This window comes from Pandoraea sp. NPDC087047, from assembly GCF_044745225.1.
GTDB lineage: Bacteria > Pseudomonadota > Gammaproteobacteria > Burkholderiales > Burkholderiaceae > Pandoraea.
The window spans coordinates 1-25,982 of sequence record NZ_JBIUZU010000006.1 but is presented as its reverse complement, the minus strand read 5'-3'; the positions used below and the strand labels follow the sequence as shown (position 1 = coordinate 25,982).

General features: G+C 64.8%; 24 protein-coding genes and 1 pseudogene. 19 read left to right on the top strand and 6 right to left on the bottom strand.

All coding sequences use genetic code 11. From position 1 onward, the window contains the following. Positions 1-66 precede the first annotated feature (66 nt). The 4 genes from zapE to ACIPHM_RS12615 all read left to right on the top strand — a co-directional run bounded on the left by zapE (position 67) and on the right by ACIPHM_RS12615 (position 3,713). Positions 67-1,164: a cell division protein ZapE gene (gene zapE / locus ACIPHM_RS12630; RefSeq protein ID WP_400328313.1), complete on the top strand. Its 1,098-nt coding sequence runs from the start codon at positions 67-69 to the stop codon at positions 1,162-1,164. Positions 1,165-1,786: 622 nt separating this feature from the next. Beyond that, positions 1,787-2,428, top strand: coding sequence for a DUF2939 domain-containing protein (locus ACIPHM_RS12625; RefSeq protein WP_400328312.1), 642 nt, complete (start codon positions 1,787-1,789; stop codon positions 2,426-2,428). Next, the gene (locus ACIPHM_RS12620) at positions 2,392-2,991 is read left to right on the top strand and encodes a DUF2147 domain-containing protein (RefSeq protein WP_400328308.1); all 600 of its coding nucleotides are present in this window, start codon (positions 2,392-2,394) and stop codon (positions 2,989-2,991) included. Before ACIPHM_RS12625 ends, ACIPHM_RS12620 begins: the two co-directional genes overlap by 37 nt. A 242-nt stretch (positions 2,992-3,233) precedes the next feature. Further along, positions 3,234-3,713 carry a DUF2147 domain-containing protein gene (locus tag ACIPHM_RS12615; protein ID WP_400328305.1) on the top strand — a complete coding sequence of 160 codons (480 nt, stop codon included), beginning with the start codon at positions 3,234-3,236 and terminating at the stop codon, positions 3,711-3,713. Between the two features lie 429 nt (positions 3,714-4,142). Here the strand turns inward: ACIPHM_RS12615 and ACIPHM_RS12610 are convergent. The 6 genes and pseudogenes from ACIPHM_RS12610 to ACIPHM_RS12585 form a co-directional block, all read right to left on the bottom strand. Beyond that, positions 4,143-4,403: pseudogene (locus ACIPHM_RS12610) on the bottom strand (collagen-like triple helix repeat-containing protein); the annotation flags it as partial. Between the two features lie 12 nt (positions 4,404-4,415). Continuing rightward, positions 4,416-4,688 (bottom strand): hypothetical protein, encoded by a 273-nt coding sequence (locus ACIPHM_RS12605; RefSeq protein ID WP_400328304.1) that lies wholly within the window; start codon positions 4,686-4,688, stop codon positions 4,416-4,418. Between the two features lie 59 nt (positions 4,689-4,747). After that, on the bottom strand, positions 4,748-5,497 hold the full coding sequence (locus ACIPHM_RS12600; RefSeq protein ID WP_400328302.1) for a MarR family winged helix-turn-helix transcriptional regulator: 750 nt from the start codon (positions 5,495-5,497) through the stop codon (positions 4,748-4,750). Between the two features lie 71 nt (positions 5,498-5,568). Beyond that, positions 5,569-6,741, bottom strand: a complete 1,173-nt coding sequence (locus ACIPHM_RS12595) for a collagen-like triple helix repeat-containing protein (protein ID WP_400328301.1) — start codon at positions 6,739-6,741, stop codon at positions 5,569-5,571. A gap of 395 nt (positions 6,742-7,136) precedes the next feature. Next, positions 7,137-8,576: a collagen-like triple helix repeat-containing protein gene (locus ACIPHM_RS12590; RefSeq protein WP_400328299.1), complete on the bottom strand. Its 1,440-nt coding sequence runs from the start codon at positions 8,574-8,576 to the stop codon at positions 7,137-7,139. A 27-nt stretch (positions 8,577-8,603) separates the two neighbouring features. Further along, positions 8,604-8,924, bottom strand: a complete 321-nt coding sequence (locus ACIPHM_RS12585; protein WP_400328297.1) for a hypothetical protein — start codon at positions 8,922-8,924, stop codon at positions 8,604-8,606. Between the two features lie 1,124 nt (positions 8,925-10,048). Between ACIPHM_RS12585 and ACIPHM_RS12580 the strand changes: the two genes are divergently transcribed. The 15 genes from ACIPHM_RS12580 to ACIPHM_RS12510 all read left to right on the top strand — a co-directional run bounded on the left by ACIPHM_RS12580 (position 10,049) and on the right by ACIPHM_RS12510 (position 25,824). Further along, the gene (locus ACIPHM_RS12580; RefSeq protein WP_400328296.1) at positions 10,049-10,234 is read left to right on the top strand and encodes a Flp family type IVb pilin; all 186 of its coding nucleotides are present in this window, start codon (positions 10,049-10,051) and stop codon (positions 10,232-10,234) included. Between the two features lie 251 nt (positions 10,235-10,485). Continuing rightward, a complete protein-coding gene (locus ACIPHM_RS12575; RefSeq protein ID WP_400328294.1) occupies positions 10,486-10,626 on the top strand; it encodes a Flp family type IVb pilin in 141 nt (46 codons plus the stop codon). Between the two features lie 72 nt (positions 10,627-10,698). Then, entirely contained in the window at positions 10,699-11,178 is a 480-nt protein-coding gene (locus ACIPHM_RS12570) for a prepilin peptidase (RefSeq protein WP_400328292.1), read from the top strand. A gap of 242 nt (positions 11,179-11,420) precedes the next feature. Continuing rightward, on the top strand, positions 11,421-11,864 hold the full coding sequence (locus ACIPHM_RS12565; RefSeq protein ID WP_400328290.1) for a TadE/TadG family type IV pilus assembly protein: 444 nt from the start codon (positions 11,421-11,423) through the stop codon (positions 11,862-11,864). Positions 11,865-12,020: 156 nt separating this feature from the next. Continuing rightward, positions 12,021-13,067 (top strand): Flp pilus assembly protein CpaB, encoded by a 1,047-nt coding sequence (cpaB, locus tag ACIPHM_RS12560; RefSeq protein WP_400328288.1) that lies wholly within the window; start codon positions 12,021-12,023, stop codon positions 13,065-13,067. A 156-nt stretch (positions 13,068-13,223) separates the two neighbouring features. Continuing rightward, complete coding sequence (locus ACIPHM_RS12555; RefSeq protein ID WP_400328286.1) at positions 13,224-14,630, top strand: type II and III secretion system protein family protein; 1,407 nt, start codon at positions 13,224-13,226, stop codon at positions 14,628-14,630. Between the two features lie 82 nt (positions 14,631-14,712). Further along, positions 14,713-16,062 carry a CpaE family protein gene (locus tag ACIPHM_RS12550; RefSeq protein WP_400328285.1) on the top strand — a complete coding sequence of 450 codons (1,350 nt, stop codon included), beginning with the start codon at positions 14,713-14,715 and terminating at the stop codon, positions 16,060-16,062. A gap of 1 nt (position 16,063) precedes the next feature. After that, complete coding sequence (locus ACIPHM_RS12545) at positions 16,064-17,437, top strand: CpaF family protein (protein WP_400328283.1); 1,374 nt, start codon at positions 16,064-16,066, stop codon at positions 17,435-17,437. Next, positions 17,434-18,357, top strand: a complete 924-nt coding sequence (locus ACIPHM_RS12540; protein WP_400328281.1) for a type II secretion system F family protein — start codon at positions 17,434-17,436, stop codon at positions 18,355-18,357. Before ACIPHM_RS12545 ends, ACIPHM_RS12540 begins: the two co-directional genes overlap by 4 nt. A gap of 33 nt (positions 18,358-18,390) precedes the next feature. Continuing rightward, positions 18,391-19,422, top strand: coding sequence for a type II secretion system F family protein (locus ACIPHM_RS12535; RefSeq protein ID WP_400328279.1), 1,032 nt, complete (start codon positions 18,391-18,393; stop codon positions 19,420-19,422). Between the two features lie 2 nt (positions 19,423-19,424). Next, positions 19,425-20,351, top strand: a complete 927-nt coding sequence (locus tag ACIPHM_RS12530; RefSeq protein WP_400328277.1) for a pilus assembly protein — start codon at positions 19,425-19,427, stop codon at positions 20,349-20,351. Between the two features lie 70 nt (positions 20,352-20,421). Further along, entirely contained in the window at positions 20,422-21,012 is a 591-nt protein-coding gene (locus tag ACIPHM_RS12525; RefSeq protein ID WP_400328276.1) for a DUF3613 domain-containing protein, read from the top strand. Between the two features lie 138 nt (positions 21,013-21,150). After that, entirely contained in the window at positions 21,151-23,163 is a 2,013-nt protein-coding gene (locus ACIPHM_RS12520) for a pilus assembly protein TadG-related protein (protein WP_400328274.1), read from the top strand. Positions 23,164-23,354: 191 nt separating this feature from the next. Continuing rightward, entirely contained in the window at positions 23,355-24,752 is a 1,398-nt protein-coding gene (locus ACIPHM_RS12515) for a sigma 54-interacting transcriptional regulator (RefSeq protein ID WP_400328272.1), read from the top strand. A gap of 349 nt (positions 24,753-25,101) precedes the next feature. Continuing rightward, complete coding sequence (locus ACIPHM_RS12510) at positions 25,102-25,824, top strand: DUF2968 domain-containing protein (protein WP_400328270.1); 723 nt, start codon at positions 25,102-25,104, stop codon at positions 25,822-25,824. Positions 25,825-25,982: the final 158 nt, after the last annotated feature.

Below are 25,982 nucleotides of genomic sequence, written 5' to 3'. Positions count from 1 at the left end.
AGGCAACTCGCCTTTGTTTTTTCCCGATTTCCTTTGCCCCCCGGCGCGGGTCCCTCGCCGCACTGCATGAACGTTCGCGAATACTACCGACAAGAATTGGCCGCGCGCGGCTACAAGTCCGATGAGGCGCAGGAGCGCGCCGTCGAGCGTCTGCAGAAATGCTACGACGAATGGGCCGCTTACAAGGCCAAGCGCTCGAATACGCTCAAGAAGTGGCTCGTGCATCCCGATCTGCCCAAGGGCGTGTATCTCTGGGGCGGGGTGGGGCGTGGCAAGAGTTTCCTGATGGACAGCTTCTACTCGGTGGTGCCGTTGCAGCGCAAGACGCGTCTGCACTTCCACGAGTTCATGCGCGAAGTTCATCACCAGTTGCAGGCGCTCAAGGGGCTGCCCGATCCGCTGGATGAACTCGCCAGGCGTATTGCCAGGCGTTATCGCCTGATCTGCTTCGACGAGTTTCACGTCTCCGACGTGGCCGACGCCATGATCCTGCACCGTCTACTCTCCGAGTTGTTCAAGAACGGCGTGCAGTTCGTGATGACGTCGAACTACCGCCCCGACACGCTGTATCCGGACGGCCTGCACCGCGATCGCGTGCTGCCCGCCATCCGTTTGCTCGAAGAGAAGCTCGACGTGCTCAACGTCGACGCAGGTATCGATTACCGCCGTCGCACGATGGCGCAGGTGCAGGTCTACCACTACCCCCTCGGCAACGAGGCGAACCGCGCGTTGCGTGCGGCGTTCAGCGAGATTGCCGGTGTGCCTGACGAGAGTCCGCTGCTGCATATCGAGCAGCGCGAGCTCAAGGCACTGCGTCGCGCGGGAGGTGTGGTGTGGTTCGACTTCCATACGCTGTGCGGCGGTCCGCGCTCGCAGAACGACTATCTCGAACTGGCCAACCGGTTCCACACCGTCGTGCTGTCGGATGTACCGAAGATGACGCCGCGTATGGCTTCGGAGGCGCGTCGATTCACGTGGCTCGTCGACGTCTTCTACGATCATAAGGTCAAGCTGCTGATGTCGGCCGAAGTGCCGGCCGACCAGTTGTACACGGAAGGCACGCTCGCCAACGAGTTCACGCGAACGGTGTCGCGTCTGGTGGAAATGCAATCGATGGAATACCTTGAAGCGCCGCGTCGTGTTGTGGATACGTCGCTGACTTGATGGGCTGAGCTGATGGCGTGAGTGCGTGGCGTGAGTGCGCTCGTCCGGTCGCACGAATCCGGCGCCGGCGCACTCGGGTAGTCAGCGCCCTCGATCTCCGCGGCCGCGCTGGCGCGGGTCGGGCGATGGCGGGGGCGGTGACGCTTGTCGCTGTTCGCGGATATGGTTGTAGATGTCGCCGCGCAGGTCACCCTGCGGCCGCACTTCCTGCTGCGGACGAGGCGGAGCCGGCCGAGCGCCGGCACGGTTGTCGCTGCGTCCGGGCGGACGTTCGGGCGCTTGCGTGAACCAGCCCGGGAAGAATCGACTGCCCGTGGATTGGGCCGCTGCGCCCAATGACGCGCCGGCCAGTATGGCGAAACACAGCATCCGGACAAGTCGGGTGTGACGCATGGTGCCACCTCCTTGTCGGTTGAACTGCCTTGAATGGCCGCATGTAGCGTGCGGACCGTTCCCGCCGAATGGGCGGGCATGCCTGCGCGCGACGATGATTGTGGCTACGCTTCGAGAGTAAGAGGGTGGCGGCCGGTGTGCTGTAATGATTTGTAAAGCAATGTAAGCCGGTGGGGGCATGTCGTAATACGTCGCCTACCATGCGCTGTTCGATTCTCGGAGTCTCGCAATGCGTAAGTTTTCCCTGATTGCCCTGGTGGGCGCGGCGCTGGTCGTGGTACTGGGTCTGCTTTTCGGCACGCCGTATTACACCTTGTGGCGTGCGCGCGACGCCGCCAACGCCCGTGATGCCACCACGCTTTCGTCATACGTCGACTATCCGGCCGTACGCGAAAGCCTGAAGACGAATCTGCACGACGAACTCTCGCGTCAGATGGACAAGCAGCGCAACAACGCTTTTGGCGCGCTCGCGCTGGCCCTCGGCGGCTGGGTGTCGGATCGCGTGGTCGAAGCACTCCTCACGCCGGAAGCCGTGGCTGCCATGCTGCGCGGCGACAGCACGGGGTTGCCACCGGCACCGGGCGCACCCGCACCGCGCGATGTGACGCCGCCACCGCAAACGGACAGCAGCGCATCGCAGACGGCCCCGGCAGCGCCCGCCGATAATACGGCGTCGGGGGCCTCGGATGCGTCGGGGTCACCGGATGGCAAACGGCCGCGAACGACGACGCAAACCGAGTTTCAGGACTTCAATCACTTCCTCGTTCACGTCTCGCGTAGCGACCGGCCGGCGCGTGTGGTGACGTTCACGCTCACGCGTCGAAATCTGGTGCAATGGCGTTTGACCGCCATCGCCTTGCCGCCGTTGTAAGCGATTGCCGGTCCGCATTCCGCATTCCGCATTCCGTTAACGCCCCCGGTTCGGCGACACATCATTCTGTTTGGGTTGTGAAGGCAATCTTGAAATCGATTCTGAGCGCGGCGTCATGGCGACGCCTGTGTGTAGCAGTCATCCTGACGGGCAACGCGCTTGTTGCGATGGCGTCCGGCGACGCGTCGACACCCGTTGGGGTATGGCGCATCGTCGACGAGACGGGCGATCCGAAGGCGCTCATCACCATCACACAGAGAGACGGCGAAGTCGTCGGGGCACTGACCAAGAGCCTTGGCAGACCCGACGCGCTTGAGCGTCGCTGCATGGAATGCACCGATTCGCGTAAAGGGAAGAAACTTCAAGGCCTGCAAATCATTCGCGGTCTGCGCAAGGACGCGGAGAGCGACGAATATGTCGGTGGGAAAATTCTTGATCCCGAGAGCGGTAGCGAATACGGCGTCAAGATGCGCGTTGTCGATGGCGGAAGAAAGCTCGAAGTTCGAGGGTATTTCGGCATCTCCTTGCTGGGTCGCACGCAGACCTGGATTCGCGAGCAATAGCGTCAGGGACTGTCGGGGGAGTGTCGGGGGGAGTCGGGTGACGTCATCCACCCGGTTGTCTGCCCCGCGGATGGGTCGATGTGGAATCGCGCAAAGCGACGCTTTTCGGCTAGAGGACTTCCTCAGCACGGCGTTACGCCTTTGGCGTAATCTTCAAAACGGCTCACGCGCGAAGTGACGCATGCATCGCGGTTACGGTGAGTCCTACGACAATCAATTCCGTATCCGGGAGGATGACAATCATGATGCAAATTTCGAACGCGACGTCGTGGCGACGTCTGGGTGCGCATGCCCTCGTTGCCGTGGCACTGCTGGGTGGCGTGGCGAAGTCCGCGATGGCCGACGACCTGTCGCCGGTCGGCGTGTGGAAGACCATCGACGACAATACGGGCAAGCCGAAGGCGCTCGTCACGATCTCGGAGAAGGACGGCGAGTACGTCGGTGTGATCACCAAGGGCCTCGGCGCCAACGACGATCCTGAGCGTGTCTGCGACAAATGTACGGACGGCCGCAAGGGTCAGAAGATGCTCGGTATGCAGATTATCCGTGGCATCAAGAAGGACGGCGATGAGTACGCTGGCGGCTACATCCTCGATCCGGAAAACGGTAAGGACTACAAGTGCAAGATGACGGTCGTCGACGGCGGCAAAAAGCTCGACGTTCGCGGCTTCATCGGCATCTCGCTGATCGGTCGCACGCAGACCTGGATTCGCGAGCAGTAACCCTTCTGCACGGACTCACACGAAAGACTCGGGCGAACCGTCGCCCGGGTCTTTTTTGCTTTTTGAGTGGACAGGTTCGGCTCGGTGTGGGGGCACCTGCGACGCGGTGATGCGGTGATGCGGCGATGAACTGATGCGCCGACATACTGACAGGCCAGTACCCCGAGCCCTGTGCCATCCGCAGATACGAAGATTTTCGGAGACGAAAACGGCAACGCCCGGGCAGTGTCGCTTCACTGTCCGGGCGTTGTCGTCTTGCGCCGTCATCAGGGCTGTACTCCGACGACGGTCCCCCTCGCGATCTTTCGGTGTAGATGATGCGGAGCTTGGTGGCGTCATGTCGCCATGCGGCCAAACCGTCATGACGCAACCGCTTCTGCGCCTCCTGCACCTCTCAATGCAATGCCTCTTAAAGCTGCCTGAGTCTCTTTACTTACCCAAGCCGCCGAGCAGTCCTGTCACCGGCGTCAGCAAGCCGCCCGCGCCCCCAGCGCTGCCCGGGCCGGTGCTGCCGATTCCGGCAACGCCACTGCCAAGCGACTTCGCAGCGAGACCGAGAGCGGAGACGACACCGCCCGTGCTCGCGAGCGTGGTGCCGACGGGATTGGCGCCGGAGGTGCCGAGTTGACCGAGACCGTCGCCCACGCCTTTGCCCGGATCGGAGACCGCGGTACCCGTCTGGGAGAGCGCACCGCCGAGGCCTTACATGACTTGCGGCGATACGCCGGGAACCGTCGTGCCCGACACCTGATTGCCGACAGCATTTACCACCGAACCCACCGAGCTGACGACACCGTTGCTGCTCGTGGCGGGGTTCGTCGGATTCTTCGGGGTACTCGGATTGCCAGGATTATTCGGATTCGTCGGCGTATTCGCAGTGGCGCCGCTGCCGCCGCCCGAACTGGAACATCCAGTGACACCGACCACCCCCGTCACCAGCGCGGCGAGCAATGTGGGACGCAACATCTTCGACATGATGTATCTCCTCGATGGGGCAGTCACTGCATTCGCTTGCGTGCAGATGTGCGACGGGCTCAGGTCTTGGGCGAAGCGTTTCGTCCGTGCGAGACCAGACCGGCGATGTCCTGATCTGCCTCGAAGCGCAGACGAAAGGTTTCGCTCTTGAGCGTGCGAATACTCTGCACCAGAAAGTCGTGAATGGCGGCGAGTTCGCTGTGGTCGTACGCCGCGCTCACGGCCGTGAGTTCTCGCGAGATCGACGACAGGAATTGTTCGATCTGCGCGCAACGCGCTTCGATCGGGTGAATCATCACCATGCGGCGATCGTGCGGGTTCTTCTCGCGCTCCACGAAGCCCGCGCGCTCCAGCCGGTCGATGACGGTGGTAATGCCGCCCGAGCTCACACCCATGAGTTCGGCGAGCTGTCCCGCGGTGATCGATTCGAGTTCGAGAATCAGATCGAGCGCGTTCAGATCGGTAACGTTCAGACCGAGCTGTTCGGCCAGCGCGGCATGATAGAGCGCGGTGTACACGGCGAGCCGACGTCCGAGCGAGCGGACGATGCCGGCGACGAGATCGTTACGGTTCGTGTGTCGGTCGCTCATGGTGCCGTGCGTTGCGTTGAACGGGGAGGCTGTCGAGGTCGTGGCCGTCGCGGATGTCGCGCCCGAGGCGGCAACGGTATCGGGGCCGTACGCGTGATGACTGTCGCTGGCGGTGAACCCGTTGCCGGATTCGCGCATTGCCAGAGGTTCGGAGACTTGCGGGGCGGATTCGCCATGACCGCGCATCAGAACGCCGGTGTCGGAAATGAAGCGGGACATGGCATCTCCTTATCGATGGTTTGCGCGGCACGCGCCGGGTGCGACATGCCGCATGCCGCGTGAGTGACGAATTACTTGCCGACGCTGGCGACACTGCCCAGCAGGTTGGTCACCGGTGCGACCAGCACCAGCAGACCGCCCGTGCCGCCGGTGCTGCCGCCTGCGCTGCTCGTCACGCCCGAGAGCAGGCTCGTGACGGGAGCGAGCGGGCTGCCGCTGCTGCCGCCGGACGCTGCGCCGCCCAGGCCACCCACGCCACCGAGCAGGCCGGTGACCGGCGCGAGCGGGCCACCGCCGGAGCCGCCCAGACCGCCGAGCAGGCCAGTGACCGAGCCGAGCGGATTGCCGCTGCCGCCTGCCGTCGTCGTGCCGAGGTTGCCCAGCAGAGAGCCGAACGGGTTCGACGAGCCGGTCGACGTGGAACCGTTGACGAAGCCGCCGAGGGTCGAGACGGTGTTGCCGGTCGCGGTCACGGTATTGCCCAGCGCGACGACAACGCCGTTGTTCGACGTGCCGCCGATCTTCGCGCCGAGCGAGCCGACCGTGCCGCCGAGCGTGGTGAGCAGGTTCGACACCGGGCCGCCGAGGCCCGTGGTGTTGCCCACCGTACGCGTGGTGTCGGAGACGACGTTGGTGATCGGGTTGATGGCGGCGGACAGCGTCTTGGTGACCTGGGTGACGGGGCCGCCCGTGAAGGCCTGCCCGGCGATGGCACCGCCTGCGATGCCGGCCTGCCCGACCGTGCCGACCAGATTGCCGACGGCGCTCGTGATCGTGTCCACCGGCGTGCCGGCGAGCGGGCCGCTCTTGCCGACCCCGGCGATGCCGCTACCCAGCGACACACCCGCCTTGCCCAGGTCGGTCAGGGCAGGGCCGGTACTGGCGAGCGTGGTGCCTACGGTGTCTGCCGACGAACCGGTCTGACCGAGCCCGGCGCTCACGCCGTTGCCGAGATCGCTGACGGCGTTGCCGGTGCTCGCGAGTGCGCCACCGAAGCCTTGCGACGCTTGCGAGGAGACGAGCGGCAACTGCGTGCTGGCCACCTGATTGCCGACGGCGGTGACGAGGTTGCCGGCAGAGCTTACAACACCACCTGCGCCCGATGCGGTCGTGCCGACGGCGTTCGGCGTGCCCGTTGTGCCGGCCGAGGCGCCGCTGCCGCCGCCGCCGCTGGAGCAGCCCGCGAGGGCGATAGCTGCGATGGCGGCCGAAGCCAGGAGGGTGCGTTGAAGTGCGTTGTTCATGATGTCTATCTCCCTTGATCGTTCTGTATGTTGGCTGGCGGTGAACCGCTCAGTGACGCCGTTTGATGTCGTCGGATGCTGCTAAATGTCACTATGTGCCGCTGGGTACCGTCTGATATCGATCGATACCGCTAGTCCCGTTTCGTACCGCGGATACCGCTATTTCCATTTGAGAAACCGGGGCCGCTCGCTGTAATGCCGTTGCCCTCGTGCGGCGTTCAGGGGGCGCCGCACGAGGGCCCGCCCGGTGCGATGCGTGGGCATCAGGGCGAGAGCCGGATCGCGGCGGTCACAGGCGGGCGGAGGAATCGCGCGGGTCATGATCGATCGGCCTATGGGTGATGTGCGTCGTGTGCGTGATGTGGGCGACGAAGTCGTCGACTCGTCGGACCGGATTACTTCTTGCCGCCGCCGAGCAGGCCACCGAGCAGGCCGGTCACCGGGGCGAGCGGGCCGCCACTGTTGCTGCCGCTACCCGAGCCAGTGGCACCGCCGACGGCCCCCGTCACCGAGCCGAGCAGGGTGGTCACCGGGGCGAGTACGCCACCCGAGGCCGAGCCGCCTGCCCCTGCCCCCGCCGACGCACCGCCCGAACCTGCCGAAGCACCGGCGCCTGCCGAGAGGGCGCCGCCGACGCCACCCGTCAGGCCCGACACCAGGTTCGTGACCGGAGCGAGCGGGTTCCTGCCCGAGGCACCGCCGGTGGCGCCGCCGAGGGCACCCGTCAGGCCCGACACCAGGTTCGTGACCGGGGCGAGCGGCCCCGAGCCCGTGCCGCCGCCAAGACCGCCGGACAAACTGCCGAGGGCCGAGGTGAGCGGTGCGAGCGGGTTGCTGCTGGTCGGGGTGCCGTGAACGACACCGCCCAGGCTGGCGACCGTGTTGCCGACACCGGCGACGATGCCGCCGACGTCTGCTGCGATCGGGTTGTTGATTTGCCCGCCGATCTTCGTGCCGACACCGGCCAGACCGCCGCCGACTTGCGCCAGCAGACCGGCAACCGGGGCACCGAGGCCCGTGGCGTTGCCCACGGTTTGCGTGGTGTTGGTCACGACAGACGTGATCGGCGTGATGGCCGACGAGATGCCGGTCGTCAGCTGCTGCACCGGGGCGCTCGTGATGGTCTGTGTCAGACCGTTGCCGAGTGCCACGCCGGCGCTGCCGACCGAGGTCACCACACCGCCGAGCAGCGTCGTCACACCGCCAACCGGGGCGATGTTGCCCAGCGGGCCGGTCTGGCCGAGGCCTGCCACGGCGCTACCGAGTTGCTGACCGGCCTGACCGAGGTTCGTGACGGCCCCGCCCACACTCGCGAGCGTCGGGTTGAGCGGATCGGCGACGGAGCCGAGCTTGCCCAGACCGTTCGTGACACCGTTGCCGAGCGTTTGCACGGCATTGCCGGTGGAGACCACGGCGCCCGACAGGCCGCTTTGCGTTTGTGAGGAGAGCAACGGCACTTGCGTGCTGCCGAGCGTCGTTCCGAGATCGCTGACCGTCTTGCCGACTTGCGTTACCACACCCGTGCTGGCCGTGCCTGCCACGGTGCCGATGGGGTTGGTTGCGGCGCCCGTGCCACCGTTGCCGTTCCCATTGCCGTTTCCATTTCCATTCCCGTTGCCATTGCCGTTACCCCCATTACCACCGTTGCCCGAGCCGTCGGGCACAGTGCCTGCACCCGAGCCGCCGCCGCTGCCCGTGCCGGCCGAGGTGCCGCTGCCGCCACCGTCGCCGAGCGAGCCGCTGGTGCCGCCCGAACCCGAGCTGGCGCAGCCAGTCATCGTGACGACGGCGAGAAGTACGGCGGAAGCGAGAAGGTTGCGATGGATGTTATTCATGATGGTGTCCTTTGGTCTTTGTCGTAATCAGGCGAGCACGTTTTGCGCTGCCAGTCGGGTGTTCATGCGTTGTGCGATGAGTGCGAACAGAAGCGCGTTGACGACTGCGCTATCGGGGCCCGTCATCGCTTGGGCCGAATGCGTATTGCCGTTGCTGCGAGTGCTTGCTACGTCGGCCGGTGTGGCGGTGGCGCGTACGCCACCGCCTTCTTCACCGCCCCTCCCTGGGCTTGCGCCTCTACGATCGGTGTCGGCCACAGCGTTTTGCTGCTTCGCCGTGATGCGTTGACGCTCTGCCGAGATGGCCGCTGCGCCGTACATCGTTTGTTTGGTATTGCCAACGATCATGGTGTCCCTCGTGATCTTTAGCGTTGCGATGCAGGGATATCAGCAAGAGGTGTGCCAATCTCGAATTCAGGGTTTGAATAGTGGTTCTAGTTTTTCCGGCAATCGGCTGAAAAGCCTGTATTTATTTGCGTTTCGGAAAACAAGAATCTTTTGGATCGAGAGATCTCTCTCGGGAAGATGGGTGAGAAGTCAGGGTTAACGCCATTGAAAAATGGCGAATGGCGAGGGAAATGCCGTTCCCGTTACGGGTAACGTTACGTAACGATTCGGGTGTGACGGGGAGGGAAATGGGAACGGAACGGGAACAGGCAGGGAACAGAAATGGAGCAAGCCAGAGACAAGCGTCGAGTCATAAACGCGGGTAAGTGCGGCGCAATATGACGATGTGCGAGCGGTTCGGGTAATACCGGATCGAGATCGATGCTGCGTACGCCGTACTTTTATGTAAAGGCACGCAACGTATTACGAAAATCGTGATCGAAGGGATAACGAAATGGGAAGGGTGTGCGACGCGCCGCCGCTAACCAACAATTTGTAATGGACAGGCGGGCACTTTTCGTTGCGCTCCCCGAAGCGGGCGTGCCACAGTTGAGTTGGTGCCGTGCTGCGCAGGACTTGGCGGCGATGCGTGTTGCAATGGGCAGAGCCGTGCGGTGTTGACCAGAATGAAACGCATGCCGCATGCCGTCGCATAAAAGGATGAATAGTTATTTAAATGCAAACGAAGGGATGGCTCGGCGGCATTGCTAATGCTTGTGGTGCCGCACCAATCATGGTTTTCCCTTGCGCGTGTTGTAATGCCCGGTTTTTTAGTATTGTGTTAATCACCCGGAGTCATTTTTTTTGCAACCCCCCGGGCGATTGGAGGCACGGCTCTAGTTTTTGTGAATTACTTTAAATTAGCATCGAAAAAAGATTACGCCGAAGCAAAGGGTGCTTCTAGAACCCAGGAAATATTGGCGTACAACGTAAAAGAGGTTCGAAAGCCTTTCTGCGCAACGAACCCGAGGCCGAAGTCAAGAGTTGATAAGCGACACAACAGGACCGAGTCATCCGGCCCCCGGGCTAACGACGTCTTGTCGTGTGCCAACGGGCGCGCGGCGCCTTTATTGAGGGAGGGTGAAATGAAACTCAGTAATCGTTTTCGACTGTTTGCGCGCGACGAGCGCGGTGTAACGGCATTGGAGTACGGCATCCTCGCCGCAATCGTGGCGGTGGTGATCGGCGGTACCGTTTTCACCAGCCTGGGCACGACGTTTACCCAGGTGTTCTCCAAGATCTCATCGGCAGTCACGGCAGCAGGCGCGTGACGAACGCGCGGCCCAGGCCGCGCATCGCCGTTCAACGGTTCGGCGCCACCTTTGAGCGCCCAAAGATAAATTCCGACATACGTTTCGTGCGATCCGCGCGAGGCACAGTGCTGGCAGTAAGGGAAGGGCCGCGTTCGTTTCGCGCGGCCTTTTGGGGAAAGTGGGATGTTGTATTCGCGAGGGTGCGGATCATGCGAGCAACATGTGCAGTAGTGGCCTGTCGACAGCGCAGACTGTCGCGGCAAAAGGGCGTGACCGGGCTGGAGTACGGCATTCTCGCGGCCATCGTGGCGGTAGTGATCGGCGCAGCGGTATTCACGAATCTGAGCGAGATCCTGTCGAGCGCTTTCAGATCGGTGACATCGGCAGCGACCTCGGCCGCTACCCATTGAGGCGGTGTTGCTGACGAGAGCGTTGCAGGGGTGGCGAGATGGCTTCAGGCCGACATGGATGCGAGACACGCCGTGCTGACATTGCTGTGGCTGTTATGTGTGCCGATCGTGCTGACTGACCTGCTCGCGCGGCGCATCCCGAATGTCTGGCTGCTGTGCGTAGGCGCGCTGACGCTGGTCTGGATTGCCTGGCAGGCGTGGCACGGTGGGCCTCGGGTGTTGTGGGTTCACGGGCTCGGGGCGCTGCTCGGATTGATCGTATTGCTACCGTTCTGGTGGCGTGGCGTGATGGCTGCGGGCGACGTCAAGCTGTTTGCGGTGATCGGGTTGGTGGCGGGATATCCGGTGTTGCTGCCGGTCTGGTGTCTGGCGAGTGTGGCCGCAGGCGTGCACGCGCTGGTGCTGCTGAGCGCGCGGAGGAAGTGGCTCGTACGATGGCGCGAGCGGTGGGCGGCCTCGCACGCATGGCAACGAATTTTGCAGTGGCGAGCGGGACGCGTCGGGCTGCCCTATGGGGCGTATCTGGCAGCGGCGGCGCTTGTCGTGAGGTAGACGCAGCTTGGGCAAGATGGCGTGAGGGCGCCGCCCGAGTGCAACGCAGGCTACAGAGGTGACGCGTGCTGCCACAGGCAGCGCCGTAATAACGGGAGGCGCGGGCGACGCCGCGCAAATGATCAGGTTCATGCGTCGCCAAACACGGCCGAAGAGCGCCGTGCGCGACGGGGAGTGTCGTCATGGAGCAGTCTGGGGCACGAATGAGGTCAGGGTTGCCGCACCTGAGTTCGATGCGTTCGATGCGTTCGATGGATTCGCGCGGCGTCGCCGCGCTCGAATTCATGCTCATCCTCATGATCCTGCTGCCCGCCTTCTATGTTGCCGTCGCCTTCTCCCTGAACATTCTTGCCCGGCAGATGCTGACGCAGGCCGCCTCCGAGGCTGGCCGTGCGATGCTGCGCGCCGGCACGATGGCGCAGCGTCAGGGCTATGCCACCACGGCGATCAACACCACGCTGACCTGGCCGTCGGCATCGGCGGTGACCGCCACGTTTCCGGCCGATGCGACTTATCCGTGTCCGGCGTCGGGTACGGGCGCGGTCTCGCAGTGCATCGTTCATGTGACGCTGACACTGAATCAGCCGATGACCGTCAACTGGCCCGGGCTGGGTGCGCTCGTACCGCAGACTGTGGTCGGTACGGCCGCGGTCACGCTGGATACCTCGACGATCGGCGGCAGTTGAATGACGTGCGCGCGGGGGCACGGCGCGCCGAAAGTCCGGCCCCGCAGGCAAGGGGTGAAGCGTTGCGATGGTGTAGTGAAGTCGCGTCAGGTTGTCATGCCGCCGGTCAGCCGGCGTCCCGCAAGTTGTGACTGAACGGCCGACAGGCCCCAAGCCATGAACAAAGCCACCAAGATTCTCGCTGCTGTGCTGGTCGTTGCCGGATTGGTGCTGGCATTCGTTGCGCTGCGTCTGGGGACGGCGAATGCGCCGGCGCCTGCCACAACGCCGTCGACCGTCACCCAGACGCTCACGCAGCGCTTCCCGGCCGTGGTGGCGGCCAAGGCGCTCGCCCCCGGCAAGCCGATCGGTATCGACGACGTCAAGATCACGCAGTTCGACAGCCAGACCGTAGGCGGCTTCACTGTCCCGGCCGATGTGGTGGGCCGCGTACCGCTCGTGGCGCTCGCCGCCGGTGTGCCGGTGACGCAGAACACGCTGGCGCGCGGCCTCGCCATGCAACTCGCCCCCGGCGAGCGCGCCGTCGCCATTCCCGTGACCGAAACGGTGGGCGTGAGCAATCGCATTCGTCCCGGCGATTTCGTGGATGTTTTCTTCACGATGAAGACGAATCAACCGGCCGGCGCGACCGTGGGGCTGGTCGACGATACGCAGGCGCGTTTGCTGACCTCGCGCGTGCGTGTGCTCAGCTACGGCAACGCCTCGCTCGACGACGTGACACCCCCGCCGCCCACACCGAGCATGGCTTCGAGCGTGGCGGCCGCCACCGCCACCGCGAGCGCACCGCCGCCGCAACCCGTCAATGCACAACCTGCACAACCGCCGGTGCTCGCCACGTCCGCTGTCGTGGCGGTGCCGCTGGAGGACGTCAACCGCGTGGTGCTCGGTACACAGCAGGGCAAGATCACGTTGGCACTGCGCAATCCGGCCGACGACGCCCGGCCCGACACATCGCTGTTCCCTGCGCCGCCGCCTGTGCTCGTGAGCAAGGCCGGGCTGACGGGCGAGAACAAGGCGGCGCTCGACACGCCGGAGAACCGGGCCTACGCCGGGATCGCCACGACCGGGCTTGCGGGCGAGCCGACGCACCGGCCCGCCGCGCCCGCGCCGCGTGCGCCTGGCGGGCCCGGAAGTGGAAACGGGGGAGGCGGTAGCACGATCGAAGTCGTGCGCGGCTCAGAGCGTTCCACCGCCGCTTATTAAGCATTCAGCATGACAAAGCCAGCAGGGCGGAAACGATGGAAACGACAGCGCGCGAGAGGGACGCAGCAAGCCGCACGAATCGAAGCGTAGATGCAGTGACGTTTGGCCGGAAACGGCGCGTCACTTAACCGACACAGTGACCGATACAGCCACGCCATGATCAGAAGCCAGGTTCGCAGTGCCAGACGGGAAAGCCGACGTGTCACGGGAGCGCTGCTGTGCCTTGCCGCGTTGCTCGCATGCAGCGCGACGGTCGCGGTACGGCTGGCCGACGCGGCCGACGCCGTCGATGCTGCCGGAGGTGCAGGCGGCGCCGGATCGCGTTCGCTGACGCTTGGCGTACACGAGCAGCGCGAATTGCAGGTGACGGGCACGCTGGAGCGTGTGGCGGTGGCGGACCCGGCGATTGCGGACATCGTCGTGCTCAAGGGCTCGGGCGGACGCCGCGGCTCGGTGCTGGTCGTGGGCAAGAAGGCGGGAACGACGCAGGTGTCGACATGGCCGCGAGGCGGCGAGCCGACGCGTTGGGACGTCCATGTGACGGGCGATTTGCAAAGCGCGCTGGGCGACACCGGCACGGCCAGTGTCGACGCGCGGGGCAACGCCGCGATCATCAAGGGACATACGAATACCGTCATCGAGCATAGCGGTCTGCAGGCGGCGGCGGTCGACGCAACGGGCAAGGGCGGCGTGGTCGTCGACCGCTCGACGGTGGGCGACACCGGCGTGGTTCAGGTCGACGTGAAGATCGTCGAAGTCAACCGCACCGTCCTCAATCAGTTGGGGGCGCAATTCACCGCGTTCAAGCAGTCGAGTTCGGGCGGCTTCGGTTTCAACTCGCAACTGGCGTCGGCATTCGGTGGCGGCGGCGCAACGAGCAACGTGCCGAATTTCGGTTCGTTCGTCGGCCTGATTACCCGGGGCGCATTCAGCCTGGGCGCGGAGATCGACCTGATTCAATCGAACGGCCTTGGCCGAGTGCTCGCCGCACCGACATTGGTGGCGCTGTCCGGCCAGAGTGCGAGCTTCCTCGCGGGTGGCGAGTTGCCGGTGCCGCAGGCGGGCGGGTTGGGTACGACCACTGTCGTCTACAAGTCGTTCGGCGTGGGGTTGACGGTCACGCCGACGATTCTGTCGCCGAATCGGATTGCCCTGAAGGTCGCGCCTGAGGCGTCGGACCTCGACTATACGAATGCCGTGGTGATCGCCTCGACGCAGATTCCTGCGATCACGACACGCCGTGCCGATACGACGGTCGAGCTCGGCGACGGCGAGAGCTTCATCATCGGCGGCCTGATTTCACGCACGACGACCGCCGCCGTCGACAAGGTGCCGCTGCTCGGCGATCTGCCGCTCATCGGCGCGTTTTTCCGCAATCTGCAGTACAAAAGTGCCGAAAAGGAACTGATCATCATCGTCACGCCGCATCTGGTCAAACCGGTGGCAAGAGACGTGAGCCTGCCGTTGCCGGGCGATACCCGGGAAAAGCGGCCGGGGCCGGTGTGGGGGGCGTATCTGATGGGTGTGGCAAGCGACAGCGAACTGCCGGGCTTCTCGAAGTAATGCCCGTGCGCGATCGATAACGGCCGAGCAGGACCGGGTGGGCATTGGCGGGGGCCGGGATTGGGTAGTGAGGAGTGCACAAATGAACGCACCGACGCGAATACTGGACACCATGACTGAGTTGCATCGCTTTCTCTTTTGCAGCGCGCACGCCGGCCACGGTCAGTGGCTTTCGGCCGCTTTGCGCGAAGAGGGCGTGGTGCTGCAGGAGGCCGGACGTCCGGCGAAATTGCAGCAGCGCATTGGCGATCTCGATCCGCAAGTCGTGCTGCTCGACTTTTCCGGTGAGCCCACGGGGCATGCCGAGGAGCCGCCCGACGGTGGCATCGCCCAAGCGGTGGAGCTCGCGCAAATGCTCAAGCGCGTTGCGCCCAAACTGCCGCTCGTGGCGGTGGGCTCGATGGTGCGCGCCGACGGCATGAAGGCCGCCCTGCGCGCGGGCGTGCACGACTTCATCGACATGCATTCGACGCACGAGGAAGCCCTCGACGTGGTTCGCCGCGTCATCCATCACACACCGACTGCGAGCGTCTCGACACCGCAGCGACACGGACGCTTCGTGGTGCTGCTCGGCGCGCGCATCGGCGTGGGATGCAGCACGCTCGCCGCGCATTTGTCGCAACTCGGGCAGGAAATGTCCGTGGGCGGCAATCCGGAGCGCGCCGAGAAGGCGGCCAAAGCGACGAAACCCGGCGCGAACAAGGACGACAAGTTCGACGGCACGTTGCTCGGCCACGTCGCACTGCTCGATCTCGGGCTGCCCTCCGGCGACGGCTTGCTGTACCTGAACACGCAAAGCCAGTTCAGCTTTGCCGAGGCGGTGCAGAACCTGCGGCGGTTTGACGAAACCCTCGTGCACACCGCCGTCTCGCATGCGCCGAGCGGGCTGGCCGTGCTGCCGTTGCCGCTCGATCTGGGCGACATGCGCAGCGTGGCGGCGGCCGACGCGCTGGCGCTCACTGACCGTCTGCGTGCGTTCTTCGATCTGATCGTGGCCGATCTCGGCGGCTTCTCGAACCCGGCGTTCGTCGCGAGTCTCGTGCGGGCGGCCGACGAAGTCTGGCTCGTGGTCGATCAGAGCGTGGGCGCCATCGTCTCGCTCGCCTCGATGTTGCGGGATCTGGAGGAGAAGAGCGTGGAGCGCAGTCATCTGCATCTGGTGCTCAACCGCTACGATCCGCGCTACGGCATGGCGGCCGACCAGATCGCCAAGCGTTTCGACGTGCCGCTGCTCGCCACGTTGCCCGACCGTCCGCTCGCGATGCTCTCTGCGACCAATCAGGGCAAGCTGATTCTCGACACTGCGCGCAGCGATCCGTATGTGCGCGCGCTGCAACCGCTGGTGGAGCGCTTGCTCAGCGCGCAGCACGCGGGCGCCGCAGCCCATCGCCAGTCGTCGAGCTGGCTCGGCCGATTCATGGGAAAGCACTGATATGACCGACTCCATCGAATTTGCCGACGACAAGCGCGCGTTTGCCAATTCGCAGCAGTTTCAGGACATCAAGACCGCTGCGCATGAACATCTGCTCGCGCGCATCGAGGAACTCGGCGCGGAATTCGGGCGCTGGAGCCGCAGCGCGATTCAGCAGTTCGTCGATCTCGAAATGGACGGCTTCGTGCGTCTGCGCCGCATTCCGATCAACGAATCGGAGCTGCGCCAGATTTCCGACGCGCTCACCAAGGAGCTCGCCGGTTTCGGTCCCATCGAGGATCTGCTCGCCGACGCGACGGTGGAAGACATTCTGATCAACGGCTACAACGACGTGTATGTCTCGCGCCGCGGGGTGCTGGCGCGCGAAGCGCTGCGCTTCTCTGACAATCAGCATCTGCTGCGCATCGTGCGCCGCATTCTCGCGCCGATCGGCCGGCGTCTGGACGAATCGAATCCGATGGTTGACGCGCGTCTGCCCGATGGCGGCCGTCTGAACGTCGTCATCGAGCCGCTGGCTGTGGACGGCCCGGTCGTCTCGATTCGCAAATTCCGCAAGGACCCGCTCAAACCGTCCGACCTGCTCGCGCTCGGCAGCTTCAACGAAGAGATCTACGACCTGCTGGAAGCGGCAGTGCGCTCGCGCTGCAATATTCTCGTGTCCGGCGGCACCAGCTCGGGCAAGACGTCGCTGCTCAATGCGCTGGCGAGTTTCATTCCGGCGACCGAGCGCGTGGTGACGGTGGAGGACACGGCCGAACTCTCGCTCAATCACCCGCACGTGGTGCGGCTCGAATCGCGTCAGGGCGGTTTCGACGGCTCGGGCGAGGTGACGATTCGCGATCTGATTCGCAACAGTCTGCGTATGCGTCCCGACCGGATCATCGTGGGCGAAGTGCGCGGCTCGGAAGTGCTGGAAATGATGCAGGCGATGAACACGGGGCACGAAGGCTCGATGGCGACGATTCACGCCAACTCGCCGCGCGAATGTCTCTATCGTCTGGAGATGCTCGCCGGCTTTGCCGGATTCCAGGGCAGCGAGAGCAGCCTGCGCCGTCAGATCACGAGCGCGCTCGATTTCATCGTGCAGATCGGGCGTTTGTCGAGCGGGCGGCGACGCATTCTCTCGATCACCGAAGTCACCGGCGTGTCCGATACGGTGATTTCGACGCAGGAACTGTTTCGTCACGAGTCGATCGTCGGTCCGGACGGCGAGGAGAAGGACAAGTGGGTTTCGCTGGGCATTCAACCGCATTCGCCCAAGCTGCAACGCTACAGGGAGCAGTCGCGCAATGCTGCGGCGGCGTCCCAGACGCCGCCGGGTAACGTGCCGCCTGACTCGGGCGGCGGGGGCGGCTTCTTCGGACGACGCCGATGAATGCCTTTGTGCTGTGGGCCGCCTGCATCGCCCTGCTGCTGATGGCGGCGGGGCTGGAGTTGTGGCGTCGCACGCACCAGCGCGTGCGAGCGCAGGCAACCAGCGAGTTCCTCGAGCGGCAACTCGCGCAGAACGCGCCCCGGCATGCGGGCAACGAGACGGGCGAGTTGCGTGCGCCGCGTCGCAAGTCGCTGCCGTGGGAGTTTTTCTTCGAGCGCGCTGGCGTGCAGACCGACACGGCGTTTTACGCGATGCTCGTTGTACCGGGTTTGCTGCTGGCCGTTGGTTTCTGGGTCTGGCAAGGACCGCTCTCGGCCATCGTCATTCTGATTGTCTACGCGGTGGGGACGGTGCTGCGCTATTGGTTCAAGGCGGCGCGGCGTCATCGGAACATCGTGCGTCAGTTGCCGGTGTTTCTCGACGGCATGGTCCGCATGCTGACGGTCGGCAACAGCTTGCCTGCCGCGTTTCAGACGGCCGCAGGCAATGCCGATCTGCCGCTGCGCGAGTTGTTGGAGCGCGCGGTGCGGCAAGTGCAGGCGGGCGTGGAGCTCGACGTCGCGCTCAAGCAGATCGCACGCGTGTATCAGGTCGACGAGATCTATCTGTTCGCCTCCGTGGTCGATCTCTCGACACGCTTCGGCGGGCGCGCCGATCAGATTCTCTCGCGCATGGCGGGCTTCATGCGCGATCGCGAGCAGGCGCAGGCGGAGCTGTATGCGTTGTCGTCCGAGACGCGTTTGTCGGCCTGGGTGCTCGCGGCGCTGCCGATCATTGTGAGCGCCGTGCTGATGTTGCTCAATCCGAAGTTCTTCGAACCGATGTTTCAGGAGGCGTCCGGCCAGAAGTTGCTGGCGATCGGGCTGGGGCTGGAAGTCTTCGGCGGTTTCGTGCTGTACCGGCTGGCCAAGTCGCTTTGAGCGCCCAGCGCAAAGCGCGACGGATCTCGTGACATGAACCTATCGTCTTTCTCGACCGACTCGCACCTGTGGATGATGCTTGGCCTGCTGATGGTCGCGGCCGGGCTGTTGCTGGCCGCGTCGGCCATCTTGCTGCGCGCGTTGCGTCAGGGGCGCAGCGGCCGAATGATCGATCAGGTGCTGGCGAGCCGTCAGCAGCAGGCGCTCGCGGCGTTGCGTGCGGCGAGCGCGCCGGGCGGATTGCGCGCCAGGCACGGCGACGAGTCGACGGCGTCGGGCGAGAGTGGACAACGCGGCTGGCGCACGCTGTTCGACCGCGCGGCGGCGCTCGGCAAGCAATGGTCGGAGACGCGTCTCGGTCAGCATCTGATCGCCGGGGAGGATCGCCTGCTGCTCGCGCAATGCGGCTACGACAGCGTGCGCGCCAAATCGCTTTTCCTGTTCGCGCGCGTCGCGCTTGCGGTGGTGCTGCCGTTGATCGTCTGGGTGTGGTTCCCCGGGGGCGGCGGCATCGGCACGATCTTGCGTCTGGTCGGGGCGGCCGGAGCGGGCCTGCTTGCGCCGAAGTTCTATGTGCAACGCAAGGCGGGTCAGCGCCGTCGCGAGCTGGTCGACGAGCTGCCGTTGCTCATCGATTTGCTGCGTCTGTTGCAGGGGGTGGGTCTGTCGATGGACCAGAGCCTGTATGTGGTGGTGTCCGATTTTCGCGAAGTGCTGCCGATCCTGTCCAAAGAGTTCGAGAACGCCAACCGTCAGCACGCCTCGGGGCGTGGACGCGAGGCGTCGATGGGGCGGCTGCGCGAGGTGTACGACAACGACGATCTGCGCGCGCTGGTGCGGCTCATCGTCCAGGTCGAGCAGCACGGCGGTGCGGTGCAGGAGCCGTTGCAGCAGTTCAGCGATCGCTTGCGCGAGCAGCGCCGTCAGACCTTGAAAGAGCGCATCGGCAAGCTCACGGTGAAGATGACGCTGGCCATGATGCTCACGTTATTGCCGGCGCTGATGCTCGTGGTCGCGGGCCCGGCGCTGCTGTCGCTGGCCAAATCCATGGAGGCCATGAATTGACCATGCCAATCCAGAGACGTCGCCTGCCGGGCGGACAAACCCGCGATGCAGATCGGACCAATCGCAGGCTCGCCGGGACGCTCGCGGCCGCGCTGTGCGCAGCAACGCTTGCCGGATGCGGTGGGCCGACGCTGGGCGGCTATGGTGCGCCGTCCGCTGCCGCGCTCATGCAGGCCCAGCAGAATGACGAAGCGCTAGCGAAGGCCGCGAAGCCCGACACGCGCGAGATGTATCTGTCGATGATTCGTCAGATGCAGGAGCAGGGCGCGTACTTCGCGTCGCTCGCGCACATCGATCAGTTCGTCATGCAGTACGGTGCCGCCCCCGACATCGACCTGCTGCGTGCCGACGCCTTGCGCGAGACGGGGCAACCGGACGCGGCCGATCAGGCCTATCGCACGCTGCTGGGCGGCAGCGAAGCGGCCGCGGCATGGCACGGCGTGGGGCTGGTGGCGGCACAGCGCAAGGACTACGCACAGGCGGCGCAGGCCCTGCGCGAAGCCGTATCGCGCGCGCCGACGCAGGCGTTCTATCTGAGCGATCTCGGTTTCGCGCTGCTGCGCAACGGCGATACGGGCGCGGCGCGAGTGCCGCTCGCGCAGGCGGCGGAGTTGCGCCCCGATAGCCGCAAGGTGCTCGGCAATCTGGCGGTGTATCTCGTGGTGACGGGCGAGCGCTCGCGCGCCGACGACATGATGACGAGCGCGAAGATGCCACAGGCCACGCGCGACGCCATCGACAAGCTGGCCGCCGATATCCGTGCGCAGGCGAAGGCACGCAAGCAGGCGGCGGATGCTGCCGCGGCGCGCGCGGCGGCGCAGGTGGCACCTCCGGCGTCGGCGTCGGACGCCAAGCTCGCGCGCGCAGGCGATGCTGCGCGCAGCGACATGCCGACGTCGTTGCTCGATCGCTTCGCCCATTCGCAGTAACGCGTTGGCACCCGTCGCGAGGGGCGGCGCAGAACGAGACGTTGCGAGTCACGCAAATCAGGGAGACGTGATGATGGCAGTCCAGAAACTTCAGGGAAAACCGGGCGCCCGGTGGTGGCACGCTGCACCGCTCGGACTCGCCATGCTCACGCTCTGGGCCGGGCTTGCCGTGGCGCAAGGCAACACGCCGGTGACCGGATCGATGGGCGAGGCGGATGCGCGCGCCCTGGCTGCACCGTCTGCCGCAACGTTGACTGCACCAACCCCGGTGCAGGTGGCGCAGCAGAGCGTCGGCACGTCGAACGAGGAACAGACGCCCGTCGCGCAGACGGCAGCGGCCTCGGCGCCTGCGCCGGAAGCCCGCATGCCGACCAACGTCGTTCGCCGCACCACCGCGCCGCGCGTGGGTGAGCCCGCTGCGGACGGCATGCTTGGCGATGAGACGGAGGCGCTGCTCGCGGTGCAGAGCAACAACCTCGCGGCGGGCCGGGGATTGCCGATGCTTGGGGCCACGGCGTCTCGCGCCTACAAACGCTATCTCGATAGCTTCTCGTACCCCATCCCGCAGTTCTATTCGAATCTGGTGCAAAGCGACAGCAGCAGCGGCAGCAACGGTGGCGGCGGTGCCGCGCCATCAACCGGGACTGGCGCGAGCCAGTAATGCGCCATGACTGCGCGTGCGCGTGTGCGCTCCACGAATTCGGCGAAGCGAGCCTGTCGGGCTGATGAGGCGAATGCCGCGAATGGTTCGAATCGCTCGAATCGCTCGTCCTGGCCTGGCCGGCGGCAGCGCGGGTCGGTGCCGATTCTCGCCTTCATCTTCCTGATCGTCGTGCTGATTCTGGCGTTCGCCATCGACGCGGGGTTTGCGTTCATGAAGCGACGCGACCTGCAACGCACCGCCGACATGGCCGCGCTCGCGGGTGCGCAGACGCTGCCCGGCTGCGCCAACGCGACGTCGTACGACACGGTCGCGCGGGCGAACGTCACGGCAAACCTCGGCAGCAACGTGACCGGCCTTACCATCTCGACGGCATGCGGCATCTGGACCTCGCCTGCGGCCACCGCGACCACGCCCGGCACGTTCGTGGCGGCGACGGCGGCGAATGCCGCCAGCGGTAACGCCGTGTCGGTGACGCTCACGCTCGGTGTGCCGTCGTTCTTCCAGCTCGCGGGCACGCGCACGATTGCGGCGAGCGCCGTTGCGCGCAAGGCGCCGGCGGTGGTGACGTTTACGGTCGATTCCGGACTGCTGGCGCTCAATGCCAACAACTCTGTCCTCGCGCCGTTGCTGCAAGCGGTCGGGGTTTCGCCGACGGTGTATATCGGCGCCGCGCAGCAACTGGTCGGTGTCAACATCACGCCCAAGGGGCTGCTGCAAGCGCTGGGCGTGCCGGTCACAGGCGATATCACCGTGGGGTCGCTCACGGGCGTGGCTGCCGTGAAGAACCTCACGCTCGGGACGTTGCTCAGTGCGACGAATACCGCACTCGCCACGCAGAACGGCGCGCTTTCCGCGTCTGTTTCGGCGATGAACAACCTCGTTAACGTGCTCGCAGGCAGTTCGGCGCTGAGTCTGCCGGTGAACCTGTTCGGCACGGCCACGACGCCGGGCGTCTTCGCGAACATCGACGCGGCGGGCGTGAGCGACGCGAACGCGCTGAGCGCCAATGTCGGCGTGTCCGACCTGATTAGCGCGGCCATCGTTGGCGGGAACGGCACGAACGCCGTGGCGATTCCATCGCTCTCGATTCTCGGCGGGACGGTGTCGGTCGTAGCGCGCGTGATCTCGCCGCCGCAGATCGGGATCGGGGGCGTTGGTGCGACGGCGACTACGGCGCAGGTGCGTCTGTTCCTGACGGTCAATTCGACGCAAGGCTCGCTCGGCGGGCTGCTCAGCGGCCTGGGCACCACGTTGAATCTGCCGCTGGTGCTCGAAGTGGCGCAGTCGACGGCCACAGTCACGGCGTTGCAGTGCGGCGCTACGCCTTCGGCGACGTTGCAGGTCAACTCGGGACTGGTGAATGTGTGCGTGGGCGGCACCGCCACCGGGGTGAACGTCCAGACCAACCCCGCGAGTTGCACCACGCTCATGACGCAACGCACGAACATCGCGACGTTGCTCGGGCTGATCAACGTTGGCGGCAACGTCAATCTCTCGCTCGTGACCAATTCACCTGCGCCGATGACGTTCTCGGGACCGTTCCCTCAGAGGATCGGGCCGGTGGGGTCGAGTGTGAACCTGAGCCAGATCGTCAGCGCACTGCTCACCGGCCTGTCGCTCGACGTGAGCGCGAGCGGCACGTCGACGTCAGGGACGATCGGCACCGGGCTGGTGGGCAGCGTGCCGTCGGCGCTCGCGGGGTCTTCCATTTCTACGGTCAACTCGTTCCTCAGCTCGGCCGCCGCAGGGCTGAAAACGACGACCAACGCGCTGGGCACCACGCTCGGCGGCGTGCTCACGCTCAACCTGCCGCAGGTGGCCGGCGGTGTGGGCGGGCTGGTGACGGGGCTGGTGAATACGCTCGGCGGCATTGTGAACGGGCTGCTCGGCGGGGTCTCGGATCTGCTTTGCAATCTGTCGGGCAACGCCAACCAATGCCGTATCAATGCCGTGTCGGGGTCGATCGGTACGTCCGATATCTCGCCGGTGCTCGGCAGCGTTCTCTACACGCTGCTCAACCCGCTGCTCACGCCACTGAGCAACCTGCTCAACACGCTGCTGTCGTCGCTGGGCATCACGCTGGGCATGACGACGGTGACGGTGGACAGCATCAACTGCCAGAACGGGATGGTGCAGTTGGTGTATTAGCGCCGCGAAATGGCGAGGGCGAGGGCAATGGGGGCAATAGGGGGCAATGGGGGCGAGGGCAAGCAGACAGCGAACAAGGAACAACCAACATCCAACAACGAACGGACGGCGAAGCCCGCAACGGAGTCGGGCCGGCGCACTGAACTTCACCAGGACGAACGCCGGGCGCGTTCGCCAACGAGCGGACAAGCATGAAAAGCAAGCCAGTACGTGAAGATCTCGACGTGTACGTATGGGAAGGTAAGTCGGATATTGCCGACCGGGTCTCGCATTGCCTCGCGAGCTTCGACATGGAAGTCATTCGCGCCGATGGCACCGACTTGTCGCGCGAGCGGACCAAGGCGCGTCCGTCCATTGCCGTCGTGAGTGTGTCGGTCATCGAGGGCGCCGCGACCAATGCCAACGAATGGCAACTCGGCCACGGCATGCCGGTGATCTGGGTGGCGACGACGCCGCGCGAGAACGACGGGCGTGTGTTCCCGCCGGAGTACAGCAACATTCTCACGCTCGACTTCTCCGGCGCGGAACTGCGCACGCTTATCTTCAAGCTCTCGGGGGCGATTGCCGAGGCGGACCGGGCGCCCATGCCGTCCGATCCGCTGGTCGCGCAGTCGAGCGCCATGCTGGGGCTGTTGTCCGAAGTGGACGCCTTTGCCGATTGCGATTCGAATGTGCTCATCCATGGCGAGACCGGCGTGGGCAAGGAGCGGATCGCGCGACTGCTGCACGACAAGCAGAGTCACTACGGACAGGGGCCGTTCGTTGCGGTGAACTGCGGTGCGATTCCGGACGGCCTGTTCGAGTCGCACTTCTTCGGGCATGCCAAAGGGGCGTTCACCGGCGCGCTCTATTCCCACAAGGGATATTTCGAGCAGGCCAACGACGGCACGCTTTTTCTCGACGAAATCGGCGATCTGCCGTTGTATCAGCAGGTCAAGCTGCTGCGGGTGCTGGAGGATAGCGCGGTGACGCGTCTGGGCTCGGCGCAGCCGGTGAAGCTCGACTTCCGGCTGGTGGCGGCGACCAACAAGAACCTGAAGTCGATGGTTCGCGACGAACTGTTCCGCGCCGACCTGTTTTACCGGCTCGCCGTGATCGAGCTGCACATCCCCAGCCTGGAGGAGCGCGGGCCGGTCGATAAGCTGGCCGTTTTCACCGCTTACCTCGGCAAGGTCGTCGGCGACGGCGAGATCGGCGCACAAGTGCCGCCATGGCTGCGCGAACTGGTCGAAGGTGGGACATTCCCCGGCAATGTCCGGGAGATGCGAAATATTGCCGAGCGCGTCGGCATCATCTACCGGCAACTCGGGGGCTGGGACGAGAAGCGCATCCGGCCGATCTTCGACGCGCTGTCGATGGGCGCGGCGTCACGCCCGGACGAAGCGTCGCGCGGCGCCGCGCTCACCGACCGTGCGCGCTGGGACACCGCCGAGCGCTCGCGTATCGTCGCAGCGCTCGACGCCAATGGCTGGCGGCGTCAGGACACCGCAAACGCGCTGGGTATCAGCCGGAAGGTGCTGTGGGAAAAAATGCGCAAATATCAAATCCTCGGCAACGACTCGGAACTGGCCAGCGAATTCGAAGGCTGAGCGCAAGGCGCGGTGGGTGAGTCATCTCATTGCCCGCGCTTTGCGTGGGTGATGCCTCAATATGACATTCCGTGACGGGATTTGTCTGACAAGCAAATTCCGTTTTGAGGAAGTCGCGACGCCCCCTAGTTGCGCGGTATCAACAGATGAAATGGCGCGGGCACAATAACGCATTCCCTGCTTGGAAGAGCGCGGCGCAATGGATAGAATTGTCGGCTATTGCGAGCATGCGGTTATCATTCCACAAATACGCAGGTGTCAGATCCTCGGGACGGAGTCCGGGGTGGCGAATGAATGCGACGAATAAGGGTCGTGAAACGATCCGCTCGATAACAGGAAAATAGATCAGATGAAAATCAGTGATTGCCGGGGGCGGTTGTGGTTGGGCTTGGGGGTCGTATGCCTGGCCGCCTGGGGAACGTCGGCGACGGCTGCCGACGCGGTCCGCGACGTAACCGGCGCAACGCCCGTGCAACTCGCCGCGCCGGCAGTGCCTGCGCAATCGGCCACCGCGCCGGTTGCCGCATCGGGCACCATCCAGGAACTGCGCGATCGCATTCAGAACAAGGAAGTCACCGAACTGCGTACGACGTACAACGGTCGCTACGGCGCGAGCTTGCTGTTCTATCCGCAAACGATGGGCTACTACGTTGCGCTGTTCCACGAAGGCCAGTTCTGGCGCGTGGTCAAGCTGAGCAACGAGAAGAAGGCTGAAGCGTTGTATGGCGACTTCGTGCGTCAGACGCAAGTGCTCGCCGATGCGGAAATCAGCCGCATCAAACTCGAAGCCCAGAAGGCCATGATCGAGCGCCAGTTGGCCGACAGCGAAGCCCGCCTGAGCGCGGTGCAGAACGACCTTGCGATTCAGCGTCAGCAGGAGCAGGCGCTGGCCCAGAACCAGCAAGCCGTGCGTGAGCAGGCTGCTGCACTGGAAACCGAACGTAGCGCTGCCCGTATTCGCCTGACCGACCTGCAAGGCCAGATCCGCTCGCTGGAAGCCCAGCAGAACAGCGCCGATTCGGAGCTCGTGCGTTCGGTCAAGACGCCGGCCAAGAAGACGCGCCGTCATTAAGCGACGTCGATGGCACGTCGGCCACTCGCGGGTCGACGTCTCAAGATGCGAGAAAGCCGCCTTCGGGCGGCTAATGAGATGGTCACCCCCACCCTACACGCGGGTAACGCGGTAGGGTGTTTTCATTTTGGAGGCCATCATGCAGAACGTGACGTTGA